27 protein-coding genes and 1 tRNA gene are annotated in these 20,545 nt (G+C 64.0%); 22 read left to right on the top strand and 6 right to left on the bottom strand.

The genetic code is table 11. The features are described from left to right. Nucleotides 1-136: 136 nt before the first annotated feature. Genes L0963_RS14925 through L0963_RS14905 form a run of 5 tightly spaced genes read right to left on the bottom strand, consistent with a single transcriptional unit; the run spans nucleotide 137 to nucleotide 5,787 of the window. Nucleotides 137-673 (bottom strand): DUF1003 domain-containing protein, encoded by a 537-nt coding sequence (locus L0963_RS14925; RefSeq protein ID WP_062902317.1) that lies wholly within the window; start codon nucleotides 671-673, stop codon nucleotides 137-139. A gap of 5 nt (nucleotides 674-678) precedes the next feature. After that, entirely contained in the window at nucleotides 679-1,380 is a 702-nt protein-coding gene (locus L0963_RS14920; protein ID WP_062902316.1) for an NnrU family protein, read from the bottom strand. Nucleotides 1,381-1,425: 45 nt separating this feature from the next. Next, complete coding sequence (locus L0963_RS14915; RefSeq protein WP_003043520.1) at nucleotides 1,426-2,727, bottom strand: amidohydrolase family protein; 1,302 nt, start codon at nucleotides 2,725-2,727, stop codon at nucleotides 1,426-1,428. Next, entirely contained in the window at nucleotides 2,724-4,136 is a 1,413-nt protein-coding gene (locus tag L0963_RS14910) for an amidohydrolase (protein ID WP_202988275.1), read from the bottom strand. Before L0963_RS14910 ends, L0963_RS14915 begins: the two co-directional genes overlap by 4 nt. 4 nt (nucleotides 4,137-4,140) lie before the next feature. Beyond that, nucleotides 4,141-5,787 (bottom strand): peptide MFS transporter, encoded by a 1,647-nt coding sequence (locus L0963_RS14905; protein ID WP_062902315.1) that lies wholly within the window; start codon nucleotides 5,785-5,787, stop codon nucleotides 4,141-4,143. Between the two features lie 166 nt (nucleotides 5,788-5,953). Between L0963_RS14905 and L0963_RS14900 the strand changes: the two genes are divergently transcribed. From L0963_RS14900 to L0963_RS14890, 3 genes are all read left to right on the top strand, one after another. Further along, on the top strand, nucleotides 5,954-6,535 hold the full coding sequence (locus tag L0963_RS14900; RefSeq protein ID WP_062902314.1) for a nitroreductase family protein: 582 nt from the start codon (nucleotides 5,954-5,956) through the stop codon (nucleotides 6,533-6,535). 71 nt (nucleotides 6,536-6,606) lie between these two features. Next, nucleotides 6,607-6,954 carry a GntR family transcriptional regulator gene (locus tag L0963_RS14895; RefSeq protein ID WP_003043532.1) on the top strand — a complete coding sequence of 116 codons (348 nt, stop codon included), beginning with the start codon at nucleotides 6,607-6,609 and terminating at the stop codon, nucleotides 6,952-6,954. Nucleotides 6,955-7,064: 110 nt separating this feature from the next. Beyond that, the gene (locus L0963_RS14890) at nucleotides 7,065-8,660 is read left to right on the top strand and encodes a peptide chain release factor 3 (protein ID WP_062764671.1); all 1,596 of its coding nucleotides are present in this window, start codon (nucleotides 7,065-7,067) and stop codon (nucleotides 8,658-8,660) included. 35 nt (nucleotides 8,661-8,695) lie between these two features. Here the strand turns inward: L0963_RS14890 and dinB are convergent, their stop codons facing one another. Beyond that, nucleotides 8,696-9,820 (bottom strand): DNA polymerase IV, encoded by a 1,125-nt coding sequence (gene dinB, locus L0963_RS14885; RefSeq protein ID WP_234180347.1) that lies wholly within the window; start codon nucleotides 9,818-9,820, stop codon nucleotides 8,696-8,698. A 100-nt stretch (nucleotides 9,821-9,920) separates the two neighbouring features. Between dinB and L0963_RS14880 the strand changes: the two genes are divergently transcribed. The 19 genes from L0963_RS14880 to L0963_RS14790 all read left to right on the top strand — a co-directional run bounded on the left by L0963_RS14880 (nucleotide 9,921) and on the right by L0963_RS14790 (nucleotide 20,452). Then, a tRNA-Gly gene (locus tag L0963_RS14880) sits at nucleotides 9,921-9,994 on the top strand. A 195-nt stretch (nucleotides 9,995-10,189) separates the two neighbouring features. Then, nucleotides 10,190-11,422 carry a tyrosine-type recombinase/integrase gene (locus L0963_RS14875; protein ID WP_234180362.1) on the top strand — a complete coding sequence of 411 codons (1,233 nt, stop codon included), beginning with the start codon at nucleotides 10,190-10,192 and terminating at the stop codon, nucleotides 11,420-11,422. A gap of 97 nt (nucleotides 11,423-11,519) precedes the next feature. Continuing rightward, nucleotides 11,520-11,843 (top strand): hypothetical protein, encoded by a 324-nt coding sequence (locus L0963_RS14870; RefSeq protein ID WP_234180345.1) that lies wholly within the window; start codon nucleotides 11,520-11,522, stop codon nucleotides 11,841-11,843. Next, nucleotides 11,840-12,469 carry a hypothetical protein gene (locus L0963_RS14865; RefSeq protein ID WP_234180343.1) on the top strand — a complete coding sequence of 210 codons (630 nt, stop codon included), beginning with the start codon at nucleotides 11,840-11,842 and terminating at the stop codon, nucleotides 12,467-12,469. Before L0963_RS14870 ends, L0963_RS14865 begins: the two co-directional genes overlap by 4 nt. Before the next feature lie 168 nt (nucleotides 12,470-12,637). Next, nucleotides 12,638-13,228 (top strand): hypothetical protein, encoded by a 591-nt coding sequence (locus tag L0963_RS14860; protein ID WP_234180341.1) that lies wholly within the window; start codon nucleotides 12,638-12,640, stop codon nucleotides 13,226-13,228. An 80-nt stretch (nucleotides 13,229-13,308) separates the two neighbouring features. Then, nucleotides 13,309-13,500, top strand: coding sequence for a helix-turn-helix domain-containing protein (locus L0963_RS14855; RefSeq protein ID WP_234180339.1), 192 nt, complete (start codon nucleotides 13,309-13,311; stop codon nucleotides 13,498-13,500). Next, nucleotides 13,500-13,730 carry a hypothetical protein gene (locus tag L0963_RS14850; protein WP_234180337.1) on the top strand — a complete coding sequence of 77 codons (231 nt, stop codon included), beginning with the start codon at nucleotides 13,500-13,502 and terminating at the stop codon, nucleotides 13,728-13,730. Before L0963_RS14855 ends, L0963_RS14850 begins: the two co-directional genes overlap by 1 nt. Nucleotides 13,731-13,732: 2 nt before the next feature. Beyond that, the gene (locus L0963_RS14845) at nucleotides 13,733-15,307 is read left to right on the top strand and encodes an AAA family ATPase (protein ID WP_234180335.1); all 1,575 of its coding nucleotides are present in this window, start codon (nucleotides 13,733-13,735) and stop codon (nucleotides 15,305-15,307) included. A 148-nt stretch (nucleotides 15,308-15,455) separates the two neighbouring features. Then, nucleotides 15,456-15,671, top strand: a complete 216-nt coding sequence (locus L0963_RS14840) for a hypothetical protein (protein ID WP_234180333.1) — start codon at nucleotides 15,456-15,458, stop codon at nucleotides 15,669-15,671. Continuing rightward, nucleotides 15,671-15,817, top strand: a complete 147-nt coding sequence (locus L0963_RS14835; RefSeq protein WP_234180331.1) for a hypothetical protein — start codon at nucleotides 15,671-15,673, stop codon at nucleotides 15,815-15,817. The genes L0963_RS14840 and L0963_RS14835 overlap by 1 nt, the downstream gene beginning before the upstream one ends. After that, entirely contained in the window at nucleotides 15,814-16,230 is a 417-nt protein-coding gene (locus tag L0963_RS14830; RefSeq protein ID WP_234180329.1) for a hypothetical protein, read from the top strand. Before L0963_RS14835 ends, L0963_RS14830 begins: the two co-directional genes overlap by 4 nt. Further along, nucleotides 16,227-16,832 carry a hypothetical protein gene (locus L0963_RS14825; protein WP_234180328.1) on the top strand — a complete coding sequence of 202 codons (606 nt, stop codon included), beginning with the start codon at nucleotides 16,227-16,229 and terminating at the stop codon, nucleotides 16,830-16,832. Before L0963_RS14830 ends, L0963_RS14825 begins: the two co-directional genes overlap by 4 nt. Before the next feature lie 111 nt (nucleotides 16,833-16,943). After that, nucleotides 16,944-17,120 (top strand): helix-turn-helix domain-containing protein, encoded by a 177-nt coding sequence (locus L0963_RS14820; RefSeq protein WP_234180326.1) that lies wholly within the window; start codon nucleotides 16,944-16,946, stop codon nucleotides 17,118-17,120. Between the two features lie 2 nt (nucleotides 17,121-17,122). Beyond that, nucleotides 17,123-17,374: a hypothetical protein gene (locus tag L0963_RS14815; RefSeq protein ID WP_234180324.1), complete on the top strand. Its 252-nt coding sequence runs from the start codon at nucleotides 17,123-17,125 to the stop codon at nucleotides 17,372-17,374. Further along, nucleotides 17,371-17,757 (top strand): hypothetical protein, encoded by a 387-nt coding sequence (locus L0963_RS14810; protein ID WP_234180322.1) that lies wholly within the window; start codon nucleotides 17,371-17,373, stop codon nucleotides 17,755-17,757. The genes L0963_RS14815 and L0963_RS14810 overlap by 4 nt, the downstream gene beginning before the upstream one ends. 2 nt (nucleotides 17,758-17,759) lie before the next feature. Then, nucleotides 17,760-18,356 carry a hypothetical protein gene (locus tag L0963_RS14805; RefSeq protein WP_234180320.1) on the top strand — a complete coding sequence of 199 codons (597 nt, stop codon included), beginning with the start codon at nucleotides 17,760-17,762 and terminating at the stop codon, nucleotides 18,354-18,356. Between the two features lie 119 nt (nucleotides 18,357-18,475). Further along, on the top strand, nucleotides 18,476-18,859 hold the full coding sequence (locus L0963_RS14800) for a hypothetical protein (RefSeq protein ID WP_234180318.1): 384 nt from the start codon (nucleotides 18,476-18,478) through the stop codon (nucleotides 18,857-18,859). After that, nucleotides 18,856-19,593 carry a hypothetical protein gene (locus tag L0963_RS14795; RefSeq protein WP_234180316.1) on the top strand — a complete coding sequence of 246 codons (738 nt, stop codon included), beginning with the start codon at nucleotides 18,856-18,858 and terminating at the stop codon, nucleotides 19,591-19,593. Before L0963_RS14800 ends, L0963_RS14795 begins: the two co-directional genes overlap by 4 nt. Before the next feature lie 391 nt (nucleotides 19,594-19,984). Next, nucleotides 19,985-20,452 (top strand): HNH endonuclease, encoded by a 468-nt coding sequence (locus L0963_RS14790; RefSeq protein ID WP_234180315.1) that lies wholly within the window; start codon nucleotides 19,985-19,987, stop codon nucleotides 20,450-20,452. The last annotated feature ends 93 nt before the right edge of the window (nucleotides 20,453-20,545 follow it).

The following is a 20,545-nucleotide window of genomic DNA, read 5'->3' as shown; positions in this document are numbered from 1 at the left end:
CATTCTTCGCGATATCCAATCCGATTATGCTAACTTCCAACACGGACGCCTCCTCTAGTGGTGTGATAACACCTCCACTATGGCACATCGATGCCGCCGGGGGGCGTCCACCCCATCACCCCAACGCCACCGTCCCCTACCCGTTCCGATCGAGCCGTTTGCTCAAGTCTTCGACCTTCTCGACCAGGTCGGCGATGCGCATGCGGTCGATCTTTTCGTGCAGGCGCATGATTTCCAGTTCGGCGCGCAGGTTGATTTCATAATCGAGCCGGGCCGACAGCCGGTCCTTCGCCGCCTGCCGGTTCTGGCTCATCATGATCACCGGCGCCTGGATCGCCGCGAGCATCGAGAGCATCAGGTTGAGGAAGATATAGGGATAGGGATCGAAGACGAGCCCCGCACGCGCGAGGACGCTCGAATTGAGCAGCATCCACGCGACGAGCACGACGCCGAAGGCGATGATGAAACCCCACGAACCGCCGACCGCCGCCACCCGGTCGGCCAGCCGGTCACCGAAGCTCGCTTCCTCATCGTCGATCTCGCCCGCGTTGCGGCTGGTCGGTGCGCGTTCGGCGATGGCGCAGATGACGCGCTGCTCCTGTTCGTCGAGTTCGTTGAACGCGCGCCCGAGCAGGCGCAGCGCCATGTCCGCGATCCGGGCTTCGTCATTCATGACGGTCAGCCGATCCAGCGCCAGATGCCCGCCGCCATATAGCCGAGCGCGCCATGCCCCCAGGTCGCCGCGAGCCACAGCAGGATGCCGCCGAACAGCGCATGGCCGCGCGGGATCGCATCGCCCCACGGCGCCGCCCCCGCAACCTGGCGCCCGAACGGCACGAAGCTCGTCCGCGCCGCCCAGTGGCGCCACGCATCACCCATCAACCGCGCCTTCTTCGCATCCTGCCCCGCCGATCCGACAAGCGCGAGGAAGGCGATCGTCGCCGACAGCAGCAACTGCGCGCCCGTCGGCATGACGAGCGCGTGGGCGAACGCCCACAGCGCAAAGCCCCACATCATCGGATGACGGGTAATCGCGAAAACCCCGCGCGGCGCCCCCTGGGCGGCGAACGCCGCCTTCGGCGACGGCAGCGCCGGATTGCCGATCAATGACCCCATGAACAGGATGCTCGCAAAGAGGACGATCAAGGTCGCGAGCGCCCATAGCGGATCGTCGACCATCCACAGCGGCGGTTCGGGCGGCATCGCGCGCCACGCCTGAACGAGCGGAATGAACGTGGCGAAGGCCACGATCGAATAGACGATTTGGAACCCTCGCTCGCCGAGCCGGCTGGCCAGCCCGTCGCGCAGCGGGTGCGACAGGAGGAGGTGCGAGCCGACAAACAGCACCGCGGTTGCGATCAACAGCGACATGGGGTTCATCGGCTCGCCTCCTTCATCTCGCGGCGCGCTCAGCCTCTCTGGCGCTTACCGGTCATAGGCCTTGGGCAATGCGCCTTCTTGCGGCGTCGCATAGCGATCGCGCAAGCGGTCTTGTCGCGTCACGAGCGATTGGCGCTTGCCGTCGATCCACACCGCGGTCGGCCGGCTGCCGAGTTCGAGCGGATCATTGTCCCAGATCACGACGTCGCCGACGCGCCCGGCGCGCAGCGATCCGATCGTGCCGTCCATGCCGACCGCCCGCGCAGGGGCGCTGGTGATGGCGGCGAACGCCTGATCCCAGCTCAGCCCGCTGGCGCCCGGCAGCTTCGTCAGGGCAACCAGGTTGCCGGCATATTGCGTGGTATAACCCATCTTGTGCGCGTCATCGTCGTCGAACACGCCAACCGAAACATCGACGCCGGCGGCTTCGAGCCGCCCGGCATTCGATTGCGTCGCGCCCAGCCGTTCGAAGCTCGCGGGGAGGTCGCTCAGCGGCGAGACCAGCACCGGCACCTTCGCCGCAGCGATGTCCCGGGCGACGAGCCAGCCCTCGGTCGCGCCGACGAGCACGAGCTTCAGCGCCGGAAATTCGCCCTTCAGTTTCAGCACGTTCAATATGTCGGCGGCGCGATCGACGCGCACGAACAGCGGGGTCGTGCCGTTGATCACGCGGACCAGTGCGTCGGCGTCGGCGCGCTGGATCAGCGCGTCGCTGCCCCATTCGGCAAGCGTCGCGGGATTGCGGGCATAGCTGCGCGCCGCCAGCAATTGTTCGCGGAACATCAGGAAGGTCGCCGCGCGGCTTCCCCCCGCGTTCGACGATCCGCCCTCGCCGAATTCGATGAACTGCAGCGCGCGCGGGCGCGTCACCATGTCATTGTCGTCGCCCAGGTCGACGACCGCCCCTTGGCCCGCGAACAGCCCGCTGCTGTCGCCCGGCGCAACGATCGCGCGGGTGACGCCGGCGGCGCGGTTGACCGCGACGGGCGAGCCCATCGGGTTGAGCGCGGGCGCGATGTCGATACCCGCCGAAAAGCGCGAACGACGCGCCGAGCGGTCGTTGCTGCCCTGCACGGCATCGACCTCGACCAGTCCGACGCGGCTGAACGCCGCGACGATGCCGGGCGTTACCCAATGGCCGCCGGCGTCAACGCGCTCGATCCCTGCGGGGACCGCAACGCCCGCGCCGGCGGCGACGATCTTGCCGCCGCGCACGACGACTGTGCCGCCCTCGATCGGGGCGCTGCCGTCGCCGATGACGAGCCGCGCGTTGGTGATCGCAACATCCTGTGCCGCGACCGGGGCCGCGATCAGCGCGGCGGCGGAAAGCAGAAGCGCGCGCATCATTTCACATCTCCCTCGCCGGGCTGCCCCAGCTCGAAATCGCTCACCGGTCGCCGCTTGGGATCGGTCGCGTCAAACATCAGCGCGCCGTCGATCCAGACCTTTTCGGGCCGCGTATAGACGCTGAACGGGTTGCCGTTCCACAGCACGACGTCGGCCATCTTGCCCGGCTTCAGACTGCCGGTCTTGTCGGCGATGCCCAGCGCCTTGGCGGGATTGTACGACAGCCAGGTCCACGCCTGTTCGTCGCTGATCTGCATCCCCATGCGCCGCCCGGCGGCAAGTCCCTTCGCCGCTTCCTGGTTCAGGCGCTGGATCTGGTTTTCGTCGTCCGAATGGACGATCGTGCAGGCGCCCGCCTTGTAAACAAGCGCAATATTTTCGGGCACCGAGTCATAGGCTTCCATCTTGAAGCCCCACCAGTCGGCCCAGATGGCGGCACAAATGCCTTCCTTCGCCAGCACGTCGGCGATCTTGTAGGCTTCGACCGCATGGTGGAACGCCGACACCTTATATCCGAACTCGTGGCTCATATCGATGACCTGCGCCATTTCGTCGGCGCGGTAGCAATGGTTCTGAACCAGGATTTCGCCCGACAGCACGCCGGCGAGCGTTTCCATCGCCAGATCGCGATCGACCGGCTTTCCTTCGTCGAGCTTCTTCTTATAGGCTGCGGCCTTGGCCCAGGTCGCACGATCGACTGCGAAATTGCCCATGCGGGTCGAGGGCATGCGCCCCTTGCTGCCATAGACGCGCTTCGGATTCTCGCCGCACGCCATCTTCATACCATAGGGGGCACCGGGGAATTTCATCCCCTGCACCGTGCGCGCCGGAACATTTTTGAGCACGACCGAGCGGCCGCCGATCAGATTGGCGCTGCCCGGCAGAATCTGGAGGCTCGTCACCCCGCCATTGGCGAGCGCACGGCTGAAGCCCGGATCCTGCGGCCAGACGCTATGCTCGGCCCAGACTTCGGGCGTCGTCGGGCTGGTCGCCTCATTCCCGTCCGAATGCGCATCGACCGACGGGCTCGGATAGACGCCGAGGTGGCTGTGGATATCGATCACGCCGGGGGTGAGATATTTGCCACTGCCGTCGACGACGTCATAACCCGCGGGGGTCGCCGTATCAGGGCCGCCGATGCTCACCACCTTGCCGTCGGCAAACAGCGCGACGCCATTGTCGATGCGGCCGCCTTCGCCGTCGAAGATCGTCACGCCGCGCACCGCCGTGGGGCGGCCTGCATAGGCGTGATAGGTCGACGGATAGGGATCCTTGTTGAACTTCACCGGCTTTTCGGCGCTCGCGGCGGGCTTGTCGCCCGCCGACTGCGCCGAGGTGCCCGACGCCGCGCAACCCGCGAACGCCAGCGAAACGGCAGCCAGCAGACTGCCCTTCACGCCCCTGATCATGTGCTTATGCCCCCTTCGGTTCGGGATGCGTCCCCGCCGCTTGCGGTTCGGCAAGTTCGCCAGCTCCGGCAACGCTGTCGTCGCGGTCGCGCAGCGTGTCGAGGTGCATCCACTTCTTCACGATAGGCGACAGCGCCAGCACGACGACGCTGACGCCGATCGTGATGATGCCGATTTCCTGATAGATGGCGAGCGTCGCCTCCTTGGTCATGTTGCCGCTTTCTCCGCCGGTCGCTTCCCCGATCTTGCCCGCGACGAAATTGCCGACCGCGGTCATGTAGAACCAGGCGCCCATGATGAGCGAGGCCATGAACGACGGCGCGAGGCGATTCATCGCGCTCAGCCCCACCGGCGACAGGCACAGCTCGCCGGTCGTGTGGAGAAGATAGAGCAGGAAGACGAACAGGACGGGCGTCGCGACTTCGGGTCCGACGCTGCTCGCGCCCCACACGAAGACGAGGAAGCCCGCCCCGACCTGCGCGAGCGCCAGCGCGAATTTCGCCGGCGCCGAGGGTTCGAGCCCGCGCTTGCCCAGCCACTGCCACAGCGCCGCAAAGACCGGCGCGAAGAGGATGATGTAGATGGGGTTGATCGACTGGAACACCGAAGCGGGAACGCCGCCCTTGTCGACATAGCGGTCGGTGTAGAGGTTGAAGCTGCCGCCGGCCTGTTCGAACAGACCCCAGAACAGCGGGTTGAGCGCGATCAGGAACAGAATGGCGAAAATGCGTTCGCGCGGTTCCTTCTCGAGCTTGAAGGCCTGGAACAGCACCCAGCCGAGCAGGCCGAGGCCCGAAATGACGAGCAACGTCTGGATCACGTCCTGATACTGGACGAGCGCCCACATCACGCCGACGGCGACAAGGCCGACGCCATAGATGCTCCACTCCTTGGATTTCGCGAGCGGTGCGGGTGCCTCGCCGGCGCCGAGCAGGACATTCTTGCCGAGCACGAAGACGATCAGGCCGGCGACCATGCCGATGCCGGCAAGACCGAAGCCATAGGCCCAGCCGATCTTCTGGCCGAGATAGCCGACGAGGATCGTGCCGAGCGCCGCGCCGACGTTAATCCCCATGTAGAAGATGGTGTAGGCCGCATCGCGGCGCATGTCGGTCAGGCGATAGAGCTGGCCGACCATCACCGAGATATTGGCCTTGAGGAAACCCGAGCCGACGATGATGAGCGCGAGCGCGAGCCAGAAGATGTTGATCGCGGGATCGGCCTGCTTCGTCGCGGCATCGGTGATGCCGTGATCGCCCTCGAAGGCCATGAACAAATGGCCGAAGGCGAGGAGCACACCGCCGAACAGCACCGCCTTGCGCTGCCCCAGATAGCGATCCGCAAGATATCCGCCGAGCACGGGGGTGATATAGACGAGCGCGGTATAGGCGCCGTAGATCAGGTTCGATTTGCCGTCCGAAAACAGCCAATGCTGCGTCAGGTAGAAGATCAGCAGCGCGCGCATGCCGTAGTAGGAGAAGCGTTCCCACATCTCGGCAAAGAACAGCATGTAGAGGCCCTTGGGATGGCCGGCGAATTCAGGTTTCTTGCTGGCGGCGACCAAAGCGCCGATGCTCAAAAAGACCCCCAGGATGACCAGCGCGATAACCGCGATCCAGTCCCCCTCGTCCCATAAGGCCATATTTTTCATCTATATGCGTCCCTTTTCCCGGATGGTTTTGCCGCGGACTTCTGCCGCGCGAATGGGGCAACCTAGCGCGAAAATTGCGTATGGGAAGAATCTAATTGCGCATGAAACCAAAGCGCCCGACGCGGCGGGGTTGCGCGGATGCGGGCGAGACGCCACATGGCGCGCGATGTTCAACGACACCTCTTCGCTGAAAAGCCACCTCGCCACGCGCCGCTCGGGCAAGGCGCGCGACATGGTCGCCCCTGGGCCCGACGCGGACGAATTGCGCGCGATCATCGAACTCGCGCTGCGCACGCCCGATCATGGCAAGCTCGCCCCCTGGCGCATCATCACGATCGCGCCCGAACAGCGCGATGCCTTTGCCGCGCTGCTCAAGCAGGCATGGGTTGCCGAAAATCCCGGCGCGGCCGGCATGGATCTCTCTGCGCTCGACCAGTTTGCGCATCAGGCGCCGACGCTGCTGCTCCTCGTCTCGGCGCCCGTCGCGGGCAGCAAGATCCCGCTGTGGGAACAGCAGATGTCGGCGGGAGCAGTCGGCATGAACCTGCTCCACGCCGCGCACGCCCACGGCTATGTCGGCAGCTGGCTCACCGGCTGGGCGGCGTTCAGCCCGAACGTCGGCGCCGCATTCGGGCTGCGCGAAGGCGACGCGATCGTCGGCTATTTCTTTATCGGCACCCCCTGCGCCGACCTGTCGGAACGCCCGCGTCCAGATTATGACGAAATCGTCAGCGCCTGGGACATTTAGTGTCGCCTAATATCAGCAGAAACTAATTTTCTTCAATTGACTGTGCTGCTGTCTTATGGCATTAAGGCGGCATGCTCGATCAGACCAAACCCGTTTATCAACGGCTTCGTGACGTGATCGCCAATGCGATTCTCGACGGCACCTTTCGCGACGGCGACATGCTCCCGTCGGTCCGGTCGCTCGCTGCCGAGGAAGGCGCCAACCCGCTGACCGTCGCCAAAGCCTATCAGACCTTTCAGGACGAAGGTCTGGTCACGGTAAAGCGCGGGGTCGGCATGTTCGTCGCCGAGGGTGCAACCGATCGCCTGCGCACGCTGATGCGCGAAGATTTCCTGACCAACGTCTGGCCGCCGGTCGCCGAGCAGATGCGCCGCATCGGCCTCGACGCGCGGACGCTGCTCGACCTCACCGACGCCTGATCGTCATTCCCGAACGCGACGAGCGGGGCCGCTGCGCCGCCGCTGCGGGAAGACACGATGCTGCGTCAGCCCTTTCCACTGACGCCGCCACCTGCTAGGCGCCCGGCGCCATGTCCCAGAACCACCCAGACCGCCGCACCTTCGCCATCATCTCGCACCCCGACGCGGGCAAGACGACGCTGACCGAAAAGCTGCTCGTTGCGGGCGGCGCCATCCATATGGCGGGCGAGGTCAAGGCACGCGGACAGGCGCGGCGCGCCCGCTCCGACTGGATGAAGATCGAACAGCAGCGCGGCATTTCGGTGACCTCGTCGGTGATGACCTTCGAACATCAGGGCCTTGTCTTCAACCTGCTCGACACGCCGGGGCACGAGGATTTCAGCGAGGACACCTATCGCACGCTCACCGCGGTCGATAGCGCGGTGATGGTGATCGACGCCGCCAAGGGGATCGAACCGCAGACGCTCAAGCTGTTCGAGGTGTGCCGCCTGCGCTCGGTGCCGATCATCACCTTCATCAACAAGGTCGACCGCGAAGGCCAGTCGCCCTTCGAACTGCTCGACGAGGTCGCCGACCGGCTGGCGCTCGACGTCTGTCCGATGAACTGGCCGGTCGGGATGGGCGGCACCTTCTCGGGCCTCTATGATCTGGTCGAACCGTCGCTCGCGGTCCCCGGCAAGGAAGCCTCGCGGGCGTTCGAGGGCGAACGGATCGCGCTCACCGGCCATGACGATCCGAAGCTGGCGGCGGCGGTCGATTCGCGTGCGCTCGATCAGTTCAACGAAGAAATCGAGCTCGCCTCCGCGGGCTATGCGTCCTTCGACGTTGACGCCTATCGGAACGGCGACCTCACCCCCGTCTATTTCGGCTCCGCGCTCAAGGAATTCGGCGTCGTCGATCTGCTCGCCGGGCTCGCGGCGCATGCGCCGGGACCGCAGCCGCAGCCTGCCGAACCCGCGCCGGTACGCCCCGACGACGATGCCGTCACCGGCTTCGTCTTTAAGGTACAGGCGAATATGAACCCCGCGCACCGCGACCGCATCGCCTTCATGCGCCTGTGTTCGGGCAAGTTCGAGCGCGGGATGCGACTGACGCAGGGCGGCACCGGCAAGGCGATCGCGATCAGCCGCCCGATGCTTTTCCTCGCGCAGGACCGCGAAATGGCCGAAGAAGCCTGGCCCGGCGACATCATCGGCATCCCCAACCACGGAACGCTGCGCGTCGGCGACACCCTCTCCGAACGCAGCGACGTGATGATCACCGGCCTGCCGAACTTCGCCCCCGAAATCCTACGCCGCGTCGCGCTCGTCGATCCGACCAAGACCAAACAGCTCCGCAAGGCGCTCGACGACATGGCCGAAGAAGGGATCATCCAGGTCTTCTATCCGGAGATCGGGGCCAACATGATCGTGGGCGTCGTCGGCCAGCTCCAGCTCGACGTGCTGATCAGTCGGCTCGAGGCCGAGTATAAGGTCGAGGCAAAGCTCGAGGCCAGCCCGTGGGATACCGCGCGCTGGATCGCCAGCGATGACGCCGCCGCGCTCAAGCAGTTCCAGGCCGACAATCGCGGCGCCGCCGCCACCGACCGTGACGGCGCGCCGGTCTTCATGGCCAAGGATGCGTGGGAAGTCGGCTATGTGACGCAGCGCAACCCGTCAATCCGCTTCACCGCGACCAAGGAACGGGTGTTCGCACCGGCCCAATAATCTCGCCGCCCCCGCGAAGGCTGGGGCGACCTACATCAGAGCAGGCTCAGCAAATCTGCGGGCGCAGCGGCCGCGTCGCTCTCCTCTTCCTCGCCCTCGAACTTGCTCAGCGTCACGCCGAGCAGCCGGATCCCCTGCTCGACCGGCAGCAAGGGGGCAAGGATCGCCTCCCCCGCCGCGAGCAACGCCGCCCCGTCGGCGATCGGCGCTGCCACCGACTTTGCGCGCGTGATCGTGCGGAAGTCGGCATAGCGCAGCTTCAGCGTCACCGTCCGCCCGCGCGCGCGCTTCTTCGCCGCCCGGTCCCATACCACGGTGCAGACATGGGCGAGCGCCTCGCGAATTTCGGTGTCGCTGACCAGATCGTTGAAGAAGGTCCGCTCGCCGCCGAGGGACTTGAGCGGCCGGTTCGACCGGACGCGGCGATGGTCCACCCCGCGCGCCAGGTTATAGAGCCATTCGGCGCTATTGCCGAAATGCGCCGCCAGCCACGCGCGGTCCTGCGCCGCCAGATCGGCGCCCGAAAAGATGCCGAGCCCCTCCATCTTCGCGGCGGCCACGGGGCCGATGCCATGAAACCGCCGGATCGACAGCGTCTGGACGAACGTCGCGCCTTTCCCCGGCGGAATCACCGTCATCCCGTCGGGCTTGTTCTGATCCGATGCCAGCTTGGCGATGAACTTGTTGTACGACACGCCGGCCGACGCGGTCAGGCCGGTTTCGGCGCGGATGCGTTCCCGGATCAGCCGCGCGGTCGCCGTCGCGCTGCCCAGTTCCGCCTTGTCGCGCGTCACGTCGAGATAGGCTTCGTCGAGCGACAATGGTTCGACATCGTCGGCGTAGTCGTGAAAGATTGCGCGGATCTGATGCGATATCGCGCGATAGGCGTCGAACCGCGGCGGCACGAAAATCAGCTCGGGACACTGGCGCTTCGCGGTGATGCTCGGCATCGCCGACCGGACGCCGAATTTGCGCGCTTCATAGGATGCGGCGGCGACCACCCCGCGCCGCGAAGATCCGCCGACCGCGACGGGCTTGCCGCGCAGCGCCGGATCATCGCGCTGCTCGACCGAGGCGTAAAAGGCGTCCATGTCGACATGGATGATTTTGCGAACCGGCGCCTCGCCGCCGTCCGCTTCACTGTCGCCGGTCTCGCTCACACGCCGATTCCTAGCATGTTGCCACGATGTTCTCAATCACCGCTGCGCGTTCCGCTTGACGACCCCGCCCCAAACTGGCAATCGCGCGCACCTTGGCGAAGCGGGTATAGCATAGTGGTAATGCTCTAGCCTTCCAAGCTAGCTAGGCGGGTTCGATTCCCGCTACCCGCTCCAAGATTTTGCCCCAATCAGTTCGAAATGGACTTTACAGACCCCGATTTTTCGCGGTAATCCGTGATTGGTCGGTCAAATCCGTTCGCGGTCGTTCAGATGCAATCGGATTATCGAGGGGGCCACTTCTGGGGCCATCATCGGATCGGCAATTTCGTGGCCCCTCACTTGGGGGCCATTTGCGAGAGGCTCGCCGGTATGCCCTTAACGGACATTGCAATTCGAAACGCGAAGCCGCGAGAGAAGCCCTATAAAATGGGCGACACGCTTGGCCTGTTTCTTCTCGTGCAGCCGACTGGCGGCCGCCTGTGGCGCCTGAAATATCGCATCGAAGGCCGGGAGAAAAAGCTCGGGCTCGGGACCTATCCCGACATCGGTCTATCCGAAGCTCGCCGCCGACGCGACGAGGCCCGCGCGTTGATTGCCTCAGGCAAAGACCCTTCGCGCGAAAAGCAGCGTGAGAAAGTTCGCGCCACGCTCGATGCGGGAAACACCTTTCAGGCCATTTCGGACGAATATTGCGCCAAGCGTAAGAAGGACGGCGAAAACGGCTGGTCGCCGGCCACGGCCAAGCGGTCGGAATATCTGCTGTCCCAGCTGCGCGGTTCAATCGGGAAACTGCCAATCGCCGAGATCGAGCCAGCCGATATTCTCGCCGCCGTTCGTAAGATCGAAAAGCGCGGCAATCTGGAAAGCGCACGTCGCACGCTTCAGCTGGCAGGGCTGGTTTTCCGCTATGCGGTGGCAACCGCACGCCTTCGTTCGGATCCGACGCGGGACCTCCGCGGCGCACTGACCTCGCCCAAGGTTACACATTATGGCGCAATCACCGATCCGAAAGGCGCCGGCGAGCTGCTTCGCGCGATCGACGGTTACGAAGGGCTCGGGATCACAAAGCTTGCGCTTCAAATTGCGCCCCATGTTTTCGTTCGACCTGGCGAATTGCGGCAAGCCAGCTGGTCCGAGATCGATCTTGATGCGGCGGTCTGGGAGATACCGGCCGAGCGCATGAAAATGCGAAAGCCGCATCACGTTCCGCTATCGACACAAGCCATCGCGCTCTTTCGCGAGCTCCACGAGATCAGCGGGCCGCAGGGCTTCGTGTTTCCGGGTGTTCGGACCCGAGCGCGGCCAATGAGCGAAAACACCATCAACGCAGCGTTGCGCCGGCTCGGATATTCGACAGACGAGATGACCGCGCATGGCTTCCGCGCCATGGCATCGACGCTGCTCAATGAAAGCGGGGCATTCTCGCCGGACGCGATCGAGCGAGCCCTCGCCCATGGTGATCGCGACAAGGTGCGCGCCGCATATCACCGCGGCGCGCATTGGAAAGAGCGGGTCGAAATGGCCCAGTGGTGGAGCGACTATCTCGATCAATTGCGCAAGGGCGCTGACATTGTGAAATTTCCCGACCGAGAGGCCGGATGACAACCTCACCGGGCGATGCCCGATGAAGAACGGGCCGGTCGGAAGCTACGACCTTTCCAACCGGCCCTAGCCACAATCCTGAAAGGAGGATTCGACTATGAGGACCGTTAACACCGAGATCGCCGCTGGCAACCCGCGAGCGCCACTCGCCTTCGCAGAAGCGGCAAGCAATACGCCGCTTGAGCGCCTCGAGCAGTTGCTCGCCGCCCACGAGCGCCAAGGCACCCTTCTCGAAACCATTGAGGAAAAGCTCGAGCAAGCAATCGGGATGGCTCCCGGCGATCGGCGCGACGCCGAGTTGCAGAATTGCTGGATGCTACTGTTGACCGGCCACGAGATTCACGATCGCCATTTTCGGGAAATGGGAGACATCGTGGCAGCGTTCTTCGCCGAACGGCACGAGCGGAGGGCGGCAGCATGAGCAGCGTCACCATAACAGCGCCGGCGCGACCCGCTGCCAACTCCTTGACCGCCTGGCAAAGCCTGATGGCTGCCTATGAAGCTGCCAAGACGGCCGATGACGAAGTTAACGCCCGATTTGACGCCGCATGGGCAGCGTACGAAGCTGGCAAGCCGGCCGAGCCGGATATCGACCTTGGATTGATCTTCGGATCGTTCCCGGGTCTATGCGAGGCTACCCGGCGCCGCCTGCTCCATTCGGACGATCTCGACGAGCTGCAGCGCAAAATCCTCGCCGCGAAGGGCGTCACGCGATGGGAACGCGTGGACCGCGACCCCGAGCGCATCGCCGAGCTCGACAAGGTTCGCGAATTTCGGCGCCTGCTCGCCGAGGCGGAGCAGCGGCACGACCTTTCGGCGCTGGATGACGAATGGGGCGAAGCGGGCCGCCGTCTCTCTGAAGCTCAGGCTGCGCTGCTGCTGGCGCCTGCGCCCGATTACAAGGCCGTTCGCTGGAAACTCGACAAGTTGTTCGGCCCAAAGGTCACCGGGGCGCTCGCGGATGAAGGGCGAAGCGTTCCGGCTTGGGACGCTGAGCTTACCGACGCGATCATCGCCGACATGGCGCGGTTAGGGCGCACGGTCTGACCGTGACGCAGACTGCAGCCACCATGATGCCAAAACGGCCGCGTGCTGAAAAATTTGGGACGAGGCCGAATCTCGTTTAAGTAGGTGACAGGGGATAGGCCGGCCAGCCGACAAGCGTGTTTCCCGCACGCTTCCCCTGCATTCTCGGGACCGCTTGGGAGGCGGAAGATGACTGCGGAAAAGACGCAATCCAACGGTCTGCTTCATTGTGAGGTCATCTCCCGCATTCGCACCGCAGGACAGAAGTTCGATCGGGCAATCGCGTCTATGTCCAACGAGCAAGGGCTGGATAGGCTTGTGCCGGTTCAAAACGCCGTCACCGAATTTTACCTCTCATTATTTGAAGCGCTAGAACTTGCGGCTGGAAAGTCAGAGGAGGTTGCGCGCAAGGATTCGCAATCTCGTGTCCGCGATATCCTGCGCCATGCCTGGCCACGAAGGCTGGTCAGCGACGCGGAAGTTCGGGCCATCGCCACAACGCTTGCTTACAACCAGTCTGTGCGATTCTCGGCGAGCGGCGAACAGGATTCTCGAATGACTGCAGCGCTTCGCGCCGCTGCGATTGCGACGGACGTAGCCAGCGTTGATCCTGAAGAGACGGTCCGAAAGTCGTTGCGGCGGCTCCGAAAAAAGATGCGGGGCGAGCGTTTCGTGGGAATCGATTGGGATACCCTAATCGCGTTTGAAGTGGACGCGGAGGAGCTAGTATTTGGTGGTCTGCCGAAAGGGCCTGGCCGACCACGAAACGCGCGTGGGTGAACTGTAAACGCCTGTCCCGTTTTTTCGGCAACCACACATCATAAGCCATCGCCACGTTCAATTTGAAACGAGGCAGCCCAATGGCAACCGATGCAGTACTTCTCCAGAAGCTCACTTACACGATCGCGGAATTCTGCAAGATTTCCGGGCTCGGAAAAACGACAGTCTACAGCCACATTAACGCCGATCGCCTGAAAACGCGAATGGTCGGCGGGCGGCGCCTTATCCCCGCCGATGCCGCCCGCGCCTTTCTGCTCGGCGAGACGGAATAATGCGGGCCCTCGACCTCCCTGCCCCGCGCGATGGCGACTGGTACGGCGTCCTGATCGACGAGCACGATATCGCCGGCACCACAATGACCGCCGTCACAATTCGCGGACGCCGCGGGCAGCGCGCTGAAAGGCGCTGGTTCGATGACGGCGGCATCGCCCTCGCCTGGGCCAGCACGCAGGCGGACGCGCGACACCTCCCGCTTTTCGACCTCCGCGACCCCGCCGAGTAGCCATGAACTACCAATCGCTCGGCCGCGAGGTGCCGAAGCCGCCCGCCAATATCGAAGCCGAGGCCGCATTGCTCGGCGCGATCCTATGTGAAAATTCAGTCGTGGCGAAGCTGCCACCCGCGTTGACCACCGATCACTTCTTCGAGCCGCTCCACAGCCGGATCTATGCAGTTGCCTCCGAGCAAATTGCTCGCGGCATCGTCGCCACGCCCGTGACGCTCAAGCCGTTGTTCGAGAATGACCCAGCGATGGCTGCTGTCGGTGGCGTTGGCTATCTCGCTCAGCTGACCGGTAGTGGCGCGGGAATAATTGGCGCACGCGATCTTGCGCAACAAATCATCGAGGCGGCCGAGCGTCGACGGCTGATTGAATGGCACGATGAGCGCATCGCGATGCTGCGCGACTTCGCCAGCCCGATCGGCGACCCCACGCCGCCCCAGGTAAGCGCAGTCGGAACGATAGGCGCAACGCCCTATGCGTGGCGCGAACCCGACACCTTGCCGACCCGAGACTGGCTGCTCGGCCGCTGGCTCCTGCGTGGCACGATGTCGTGCGTGATCGCTCCCGGCGGTGTTGGAAAATCGACCTTTCTCACTTCTGCCGCCCTGTCGCTCGTCACCGGCCGACCACTGCTCGGAAAGACAGTTTGGGGCGGGCGAGCGCGCGTTTGGTCATGGAACCTCGAGGACGACGGCGACGAAATGGCGCGCTCTATCCAGGCCGCGGCCAAGCACCACAAAATCGCGCCGAGCGAGCTCGACGGCCTGTTCGTCGACAGCGGCTTGGACGGGCGATCAATCTGCACCGCAACCGTGCGCGACGGTCAATTCCAGCTATTCGACCCGGTATTTCGGCAGCTGACGCGCGAGATTCGGGCCCGGACCATAGACGCGCTGTTCCTCGATCCGTTCGTCAGCTCGCACGAGATCGACGAGAACGACAATGCGCGGATCGATCGCATCGCCAAGGCTTGGGCTCGAGTTGCCCGAGATGCGAATTGCTCGATCGTCCTCGTGCATCACGCCTCGAAAAACGGCTCCGCCGAAGTCACCGCTGCGAGTTCTCGCGGCGCGTCCGCCCTCGTCAACGCTGCCCGCTCGGCGATCGTGCTCAACCGGATGACCGACGACGAGGCGAAGCGGCTGGGGATCGCGGCAGATGACCGGCGCCGCTATGTCCGTATAGGTGACGATAAAGCAAATCGAGCGCCGGCAGAGGCAGCCGACTGGTTCGAGCTGACCGGCGTTGACCTCGGCAATGGGAAGCCGGGCGACAACGTGGGTGTCATGGTTCCGTGGTCCCTGCCCGATCCGTTTGATGACGTGACGATCGACCATTTGCGCGCGGTTCAGGAAAGGATCTCGACTGGCGACTGGCGCGAGTATCACACCGCCGAAAATTGGGTCGGCAAGGCGGTGGCAGAGGTCCTCGAAATCGATGCTTCCGCGGGACCCGCAAAAGCAAAAATCAAGGCCGTGATCGGCAGGTGGCTTGAGGCGGGCGCGCTTCGGATCGACGAGCGGAAAGATGCCAGTCGGCAGGTTCGCAAGTTCGTGATTCCGGGACATCGCGCATGACGCTGCACCACCTCGAAAATCATGGTGGTGCGCAATGGTGCAACGGTGCGTGCAACACCTGCACCACCACCCCCTCCCCCTTTAGGGGGAGGGGTGGAGTGGTGCGCGGTGGTGCGCACCTGACGAGGTGTAGCAAAGGAGATTGAAAATGACGGTGCATTCAGCAATCGAAATGTCGCTCGCCGACGCGAAGGCCCTTGTCGCGACGATAGGCTATGACCCGAACTGGTCGACCGCCGAATTACTCGCCGCCTGCGAGCACATGTCGCCCGCGCAGAAGTCGCGTATGGGATTGGCTTTGCGCACCATCGCGACGGCTGAGCGGCAGGAAGCCGCCGAGCTCGAAGCCGAAGGGCGCAGTTGATGACCCGCGGCCGCGTTTTGATCGGGGCCCCGCCCGCGTCCAAAGCCCAACGGATCGAGCGCTACGTCGATTGGGTCGAGAGCCTGCCGTTGCGGGTTCGCGATATCCGAAATCATCCCGGCCTCGGCGCGCAGGTAGCGGCATGACCGTCGCCGACATCGGCGAGGCGCGGCGGCGGCGCGAGCAAATCCGCGAAGCCGCCGAATGGGCCTTTACCGAATTGCCGTGGACCGCGGGGACCCTGAGCGACGAATTCCCCCAGCGGTGGCCCGATATGTCGACTGCCGACCGCATCGAGGTCGGGCAACAGGTTGACCGCATGGTTGCCCACTACGCCGCACCAGTTGCCGACCTTTCCGAACTTCTCGCGGTGCGGGCGAGGCTAAACGGTTGCCCCGAACATTGGCGACCAGCTCGGGATTGGCTTCTTGCGCACGGCGGAGACGCTGTCTCTCGCGAGTTTCGCGACACCTTTGCCCATATTTCCCGGTCCGAGCTATTGATTGCCATACTTGAGCAAGGGCGCATTCTTGCGCTTTGCGGAGGGGGGGCGGGATGACCGGCGAACGCCAGCGCGGCGGCGTGAACGAACCAGGGCAAATTCGGCTGTCCGAAACCCTGGCGCTCCTGTCCGCTGCCGGCGTGGGCGAAGTCGACTGGCTCGGCACGTTGGCGGCCGCCGGTCTGCGCGGGCAATTGGTCGCCACCGCGTTTCAATCGATCACCGTGGGACAGCAATATTCCGAAAGCCCCGACCGCCGCCCGGTGCGGCGCATGATGTGGCGCGTCCTCTCAAGCCCCAAGGCCATCGGGGCGAGATATCGACGGATGATCAGCGGTGAAGACCTAGTATGGAACCGCGGGACAGGCGGCGATGATTTCGAGCAAGAGGCGTGGCGAACTGTGTTTATCGATACTACCAGCCTCGATGCCCTGCTGCGCGCTATTTCTGCTCGAGCGCCGGGCACAAAGATAACGCCGGCCGAGACCGCAGCATGGATCGGAGAATGGCCAGGCTCCAACGGCAAGACCGCTTGGCAAGCCTATCAGGCGCACTTCGGAAGCCGGGCCGGCAAGCGCGATGATGACTTCCTGCCCGCGTGGCAACATCACCATGGGCGCTCAAGGGGGCGCCCGAAAAAATCCCCGAGAGGTCAATAATCGGCCCTCATTGGCCTAAAACCCGCACAAAACCTATATCCCGCGAAAGTATTTGGCGGGGATTTTTCAGCGGTTCAGTTTCCGTCCGTGTCCAACAGCGGACGAGGAACCATGCAGCACAACGCGCCCGAAAAGCTCGCTTACTCGATCCAGGAAGCCGTCGCGGCCACCTCTATCTCGAAGAGCAACCTTTATGAAAAGATCGCTCGCGGCGAGATCCCGGCAACGAAAGTCGGCCGTCGGACGGTGATCCCGGCGAGCGCGCTGCGCCGGCTGGTCGGGGCCTGATCGTGTACTGCGCCATGTCCGCAAAATCACTGCAGCGCGCGGTCGACTTAGCCCTGTGGGCCGAACAGCATTGCGACGTGAAGCCGGTCTGGGCGCATAGTGAATATCAGCGGCGCTTCGCCAACAGTGCGCCGATTGAAATCATCGCCGCCGCCCGACTCCTCGAAGGCCGCAACCGCGAGCGCGACCGCGAGACGGCAGCGCTGAAACTCGCCGCCGCGGCGCTCGACGCAGCAAGGGCGGGCATCCTGTGATCGCGGCACTGCGAGTATCCGCACAAGCCCAGAGTGCGCAGAGGATTTTCACGGGATCGCTGCCCGATCCGGTCAAGGCCGGCCTGTATCGCTATGAAACCCTTATCGAGCGGCCGTCGGTCGGCCCAAAGCCCCGCGCCAACGTCGAGCAAAGCCCTTCGCAACTGGCTTGGCGCATGGCGAACTGGATCGCTCGCAACGATCACATCCGACCATTTTTCACAGATGCCGGCTTCGTGGCCGAGTTTGGTCGATCGAGCCGCGAGGAGATCATCGCAGCGGTCGATGAACTGTGGCGACGCGGCAATCAAGCTGCCGCTGCAGCGGGAACGAAAATCAGGCTGCCGGCTAGGCTCGGCGGCGCACATCACGAAAGGAATTAATTGTGGATACGCAGGCTCCTCGTTTCAAAGGACTACAAGCCGCGCTCGCAAAGGCCGCCGCGGCCGCTCGGGCGTCGGGCAATATCGAGGCTGAGCGCCTTCGCGCTGCAGCGCGGGGCGCGAAATTCGATGGTCGGCTCGGCTGCACCAAGGGATCTGGCGCCCGGACCGCCTCTCCTACGGCATCCACAGCTAAGGTTGTCGCACAAGAGCCAGCGCCAGCGCGCGTGGAGGCCACCGCAGCAACGCAGCCGCCAGCAAACAAGCTCGGTCGGGCAGAAACTGTGGCGCTCGCGTTGCGCACCGACCCAAAGCTCGCGGGGTACCAAGATATCGCATTGCACATGCTCGACGACCCCGAGTTGAAATCGCTTAGTGGCGATGGGGTCGTGAGATGTCTGAAGGGTCTGGATCCTGCGGCGTATCGGGCTTCGATGGCTAAAGAGCGTGCCGCCAAGGCAGATGCGGTCTGGGCAAGAGCTAGAGCATCGATCGACGGCGGGCGTCAGGCCACCGCTGCCGTCGCCCCCCAAGCTGCGAAGACCAAAGCGGATCTCGTCTGGGAGCGCGCATACGCAAAGACGCATCGGCATTCCTGAGCACGGAGGACACAATGCCTGAAATATCAGTTATTTCCACGTTCGGGCGTAGGAAGGCTGTTTGCGATATCGCACCTGCAGTCTTGATCTCCGCTCTTTCGCCGCCTCAGCGGGCCGGTATGGCGAAGGCATTCCGCCCCGCGAAACCTATAGTGTTGGGCCGCTCGGCGGTCGATCATCGCGTGAAGGTCCTGGCAGCAGCAGTGTCCGATGACCCCGATCTGAAGTTCAGCGCAGACGCAGCCTTGCAGCTTTTGGCTGACCAGTACTTCGAGAGCCTTTCCGGAGAGCAGATCGTTAAGATGCTGAAGAACTCGCCGCGCCCGGATCCGTGCGAAGCGGCGCGGATCGCGGTTCGCCACGAGATCGCAAAGAGCCGCGGAATGACCATAGAACAATACGAAGCCCAGTTCGCCGCCGACGATGCACGCAACGCACAAGCGGATGCCGACGCCGTCTGGGACCGCGCATTTGCGGCTCACAATGAAGGAATTGTCGCATGAAGACCGCTATCATCGCCGCCGTCGCTCGCAACCTCGCCGAACTCGACCTCACGGCCGAAGCCGAGCGTCACGCGAAGCTTCAGCAGGATTTGCGCGACATCGCCGGCGCGCGTCAAGTTGCGACCGATCGCCGGAACGCCATCGGCGCGGAGCTGCGCGATGCCGCGGATCCCCGAGGTGACCAGGTCGCTGCCGCCCTGATCCGGGGTGAGACGACAACGGATGCCACGCGCGGTTCGTTCAACAAGGAAATGCTCGAGGAGGAAAGCGCCGCGCTCGCCGCGGGCCTGCAGAATTTGAGCGTCCGGGAGCGCGAGGCACATGCGGCCATCCGCTCGGTCGAAGCCGTCGAGCGCTCGAAGATCGTTCCCGCCTTCCAGCCACTGCTTGACCACGGCCGCGAGGAAGTCAGCGCTGCGCTCGAAGTGATCGCGAAGCACTACGCCATCGCGCGCGCAGTCTCTGGGGCAAGCGGGTTCGGGGGCCGATCAGAAGCGGATGCTTACGGTGCCATCTTGGACGCGGCAGTCCGAAACAGCCGCCTGATGCCCCATGGACTGGCGGAAGTACCCGCAGACGTCGTTGCCCTAGTTGCCAGCCTGCAAGGGCGGACGTCGGCTCATCGGGTTTATGCGGTCACCAGCGTGCCGAACCTGCCCGAGGCCGTCGATATGACGACTGCAAACTTGATTGCGGCGGCAGTCGAAGGAGCCCGCCGAGAAGCGGCTGTATAACGGATTCTCCGCTCAGGCTGACGAGTTCGGCTTTGGCGGGATGATCGGACCGTTTCGTTTCGACCCGATCGGCGGCCGACAGATCCGGCATTCTGGGTCGGCCGCCATTCATCAATCGCGGACCCCTGCGCGCCAAACGGGGCGGCATTCACGCAGGCAAACTAGCCGGCTCCGACATCGGGGTCGGCCTTTTTTGTGGCAAATAGGAGATCGGCAAATGCCTCATCCGCTCCCTACGATAGATGAACTTCGACGCCTGTTGACGTATGATCCCGACACGGGCGCCTTGCATTGGCTCGCGAGAACCCCGGACATGTTCGCCGGCGCCACTGAACAGGCTCGGCGCCGGACGTGCGCGTGCTGGAATGGCCAATACGCCGGTAAGCCCGCCATGATCGGGATCGATGGCTATGGCTACCATCAAGGGCCTGTGAAGGGCCGGTATCTCAAGGCCCACCGCGTCGCTTGGGCCCTATATTACGGCAAGTGGCCGAGCAAGAAATGCAGCCACCGCAACAGCGATCACCGCGACAATCGCATCGCGAACCTGCGTGATGTCGATCACCGGACCTGCCATCTCAACGCCAAGCTGTCGAAGCGGAACACGAGCGGCGCCGCTGGCGTCGTCTGGAACCGGCGCATGGAGCGGTGGCAGGCTTTCATCAAGCGCGACGGCAAATCGCGATGCCTGGGCACCTTTCCCACCTTTGACGGCGCCGCCGCCGCGCGAAAGGCCGCCGAGGTCGAGCAGGGCTATCACCCGAACCACGGAAAGGTGCGATCAACGGCAAATTGCTTTATCCCGCGCCGCGACAGGGTGGCACTTCAAACTCAGCTACGCTCCGAAACCCGACCCTGATGCCAAAAAAGCGGTCTTCAAGCGCATCCCCTTTCGAAATCGCCCAGGTAGGACCCGCGATTTTTCCCCGATTTCCGCCGTTTTTCGTTGCCT

Origin of the sequence: Sphingopyxis sp. NFH-91 (assembly GCF_021401285.1) — a bacterium.
GTDB lineage: Bacteria > Pseudomonadota > Alphaproteobacteria > Sphingomonadales > Sphingomonadaceae > Sphingopyxis > Sphingopyxis terrae_A.
Note: the sequence above shows the minus strand (reverse complement) of the source record. Positions and strands in the feature narration are given on the sequence as shown.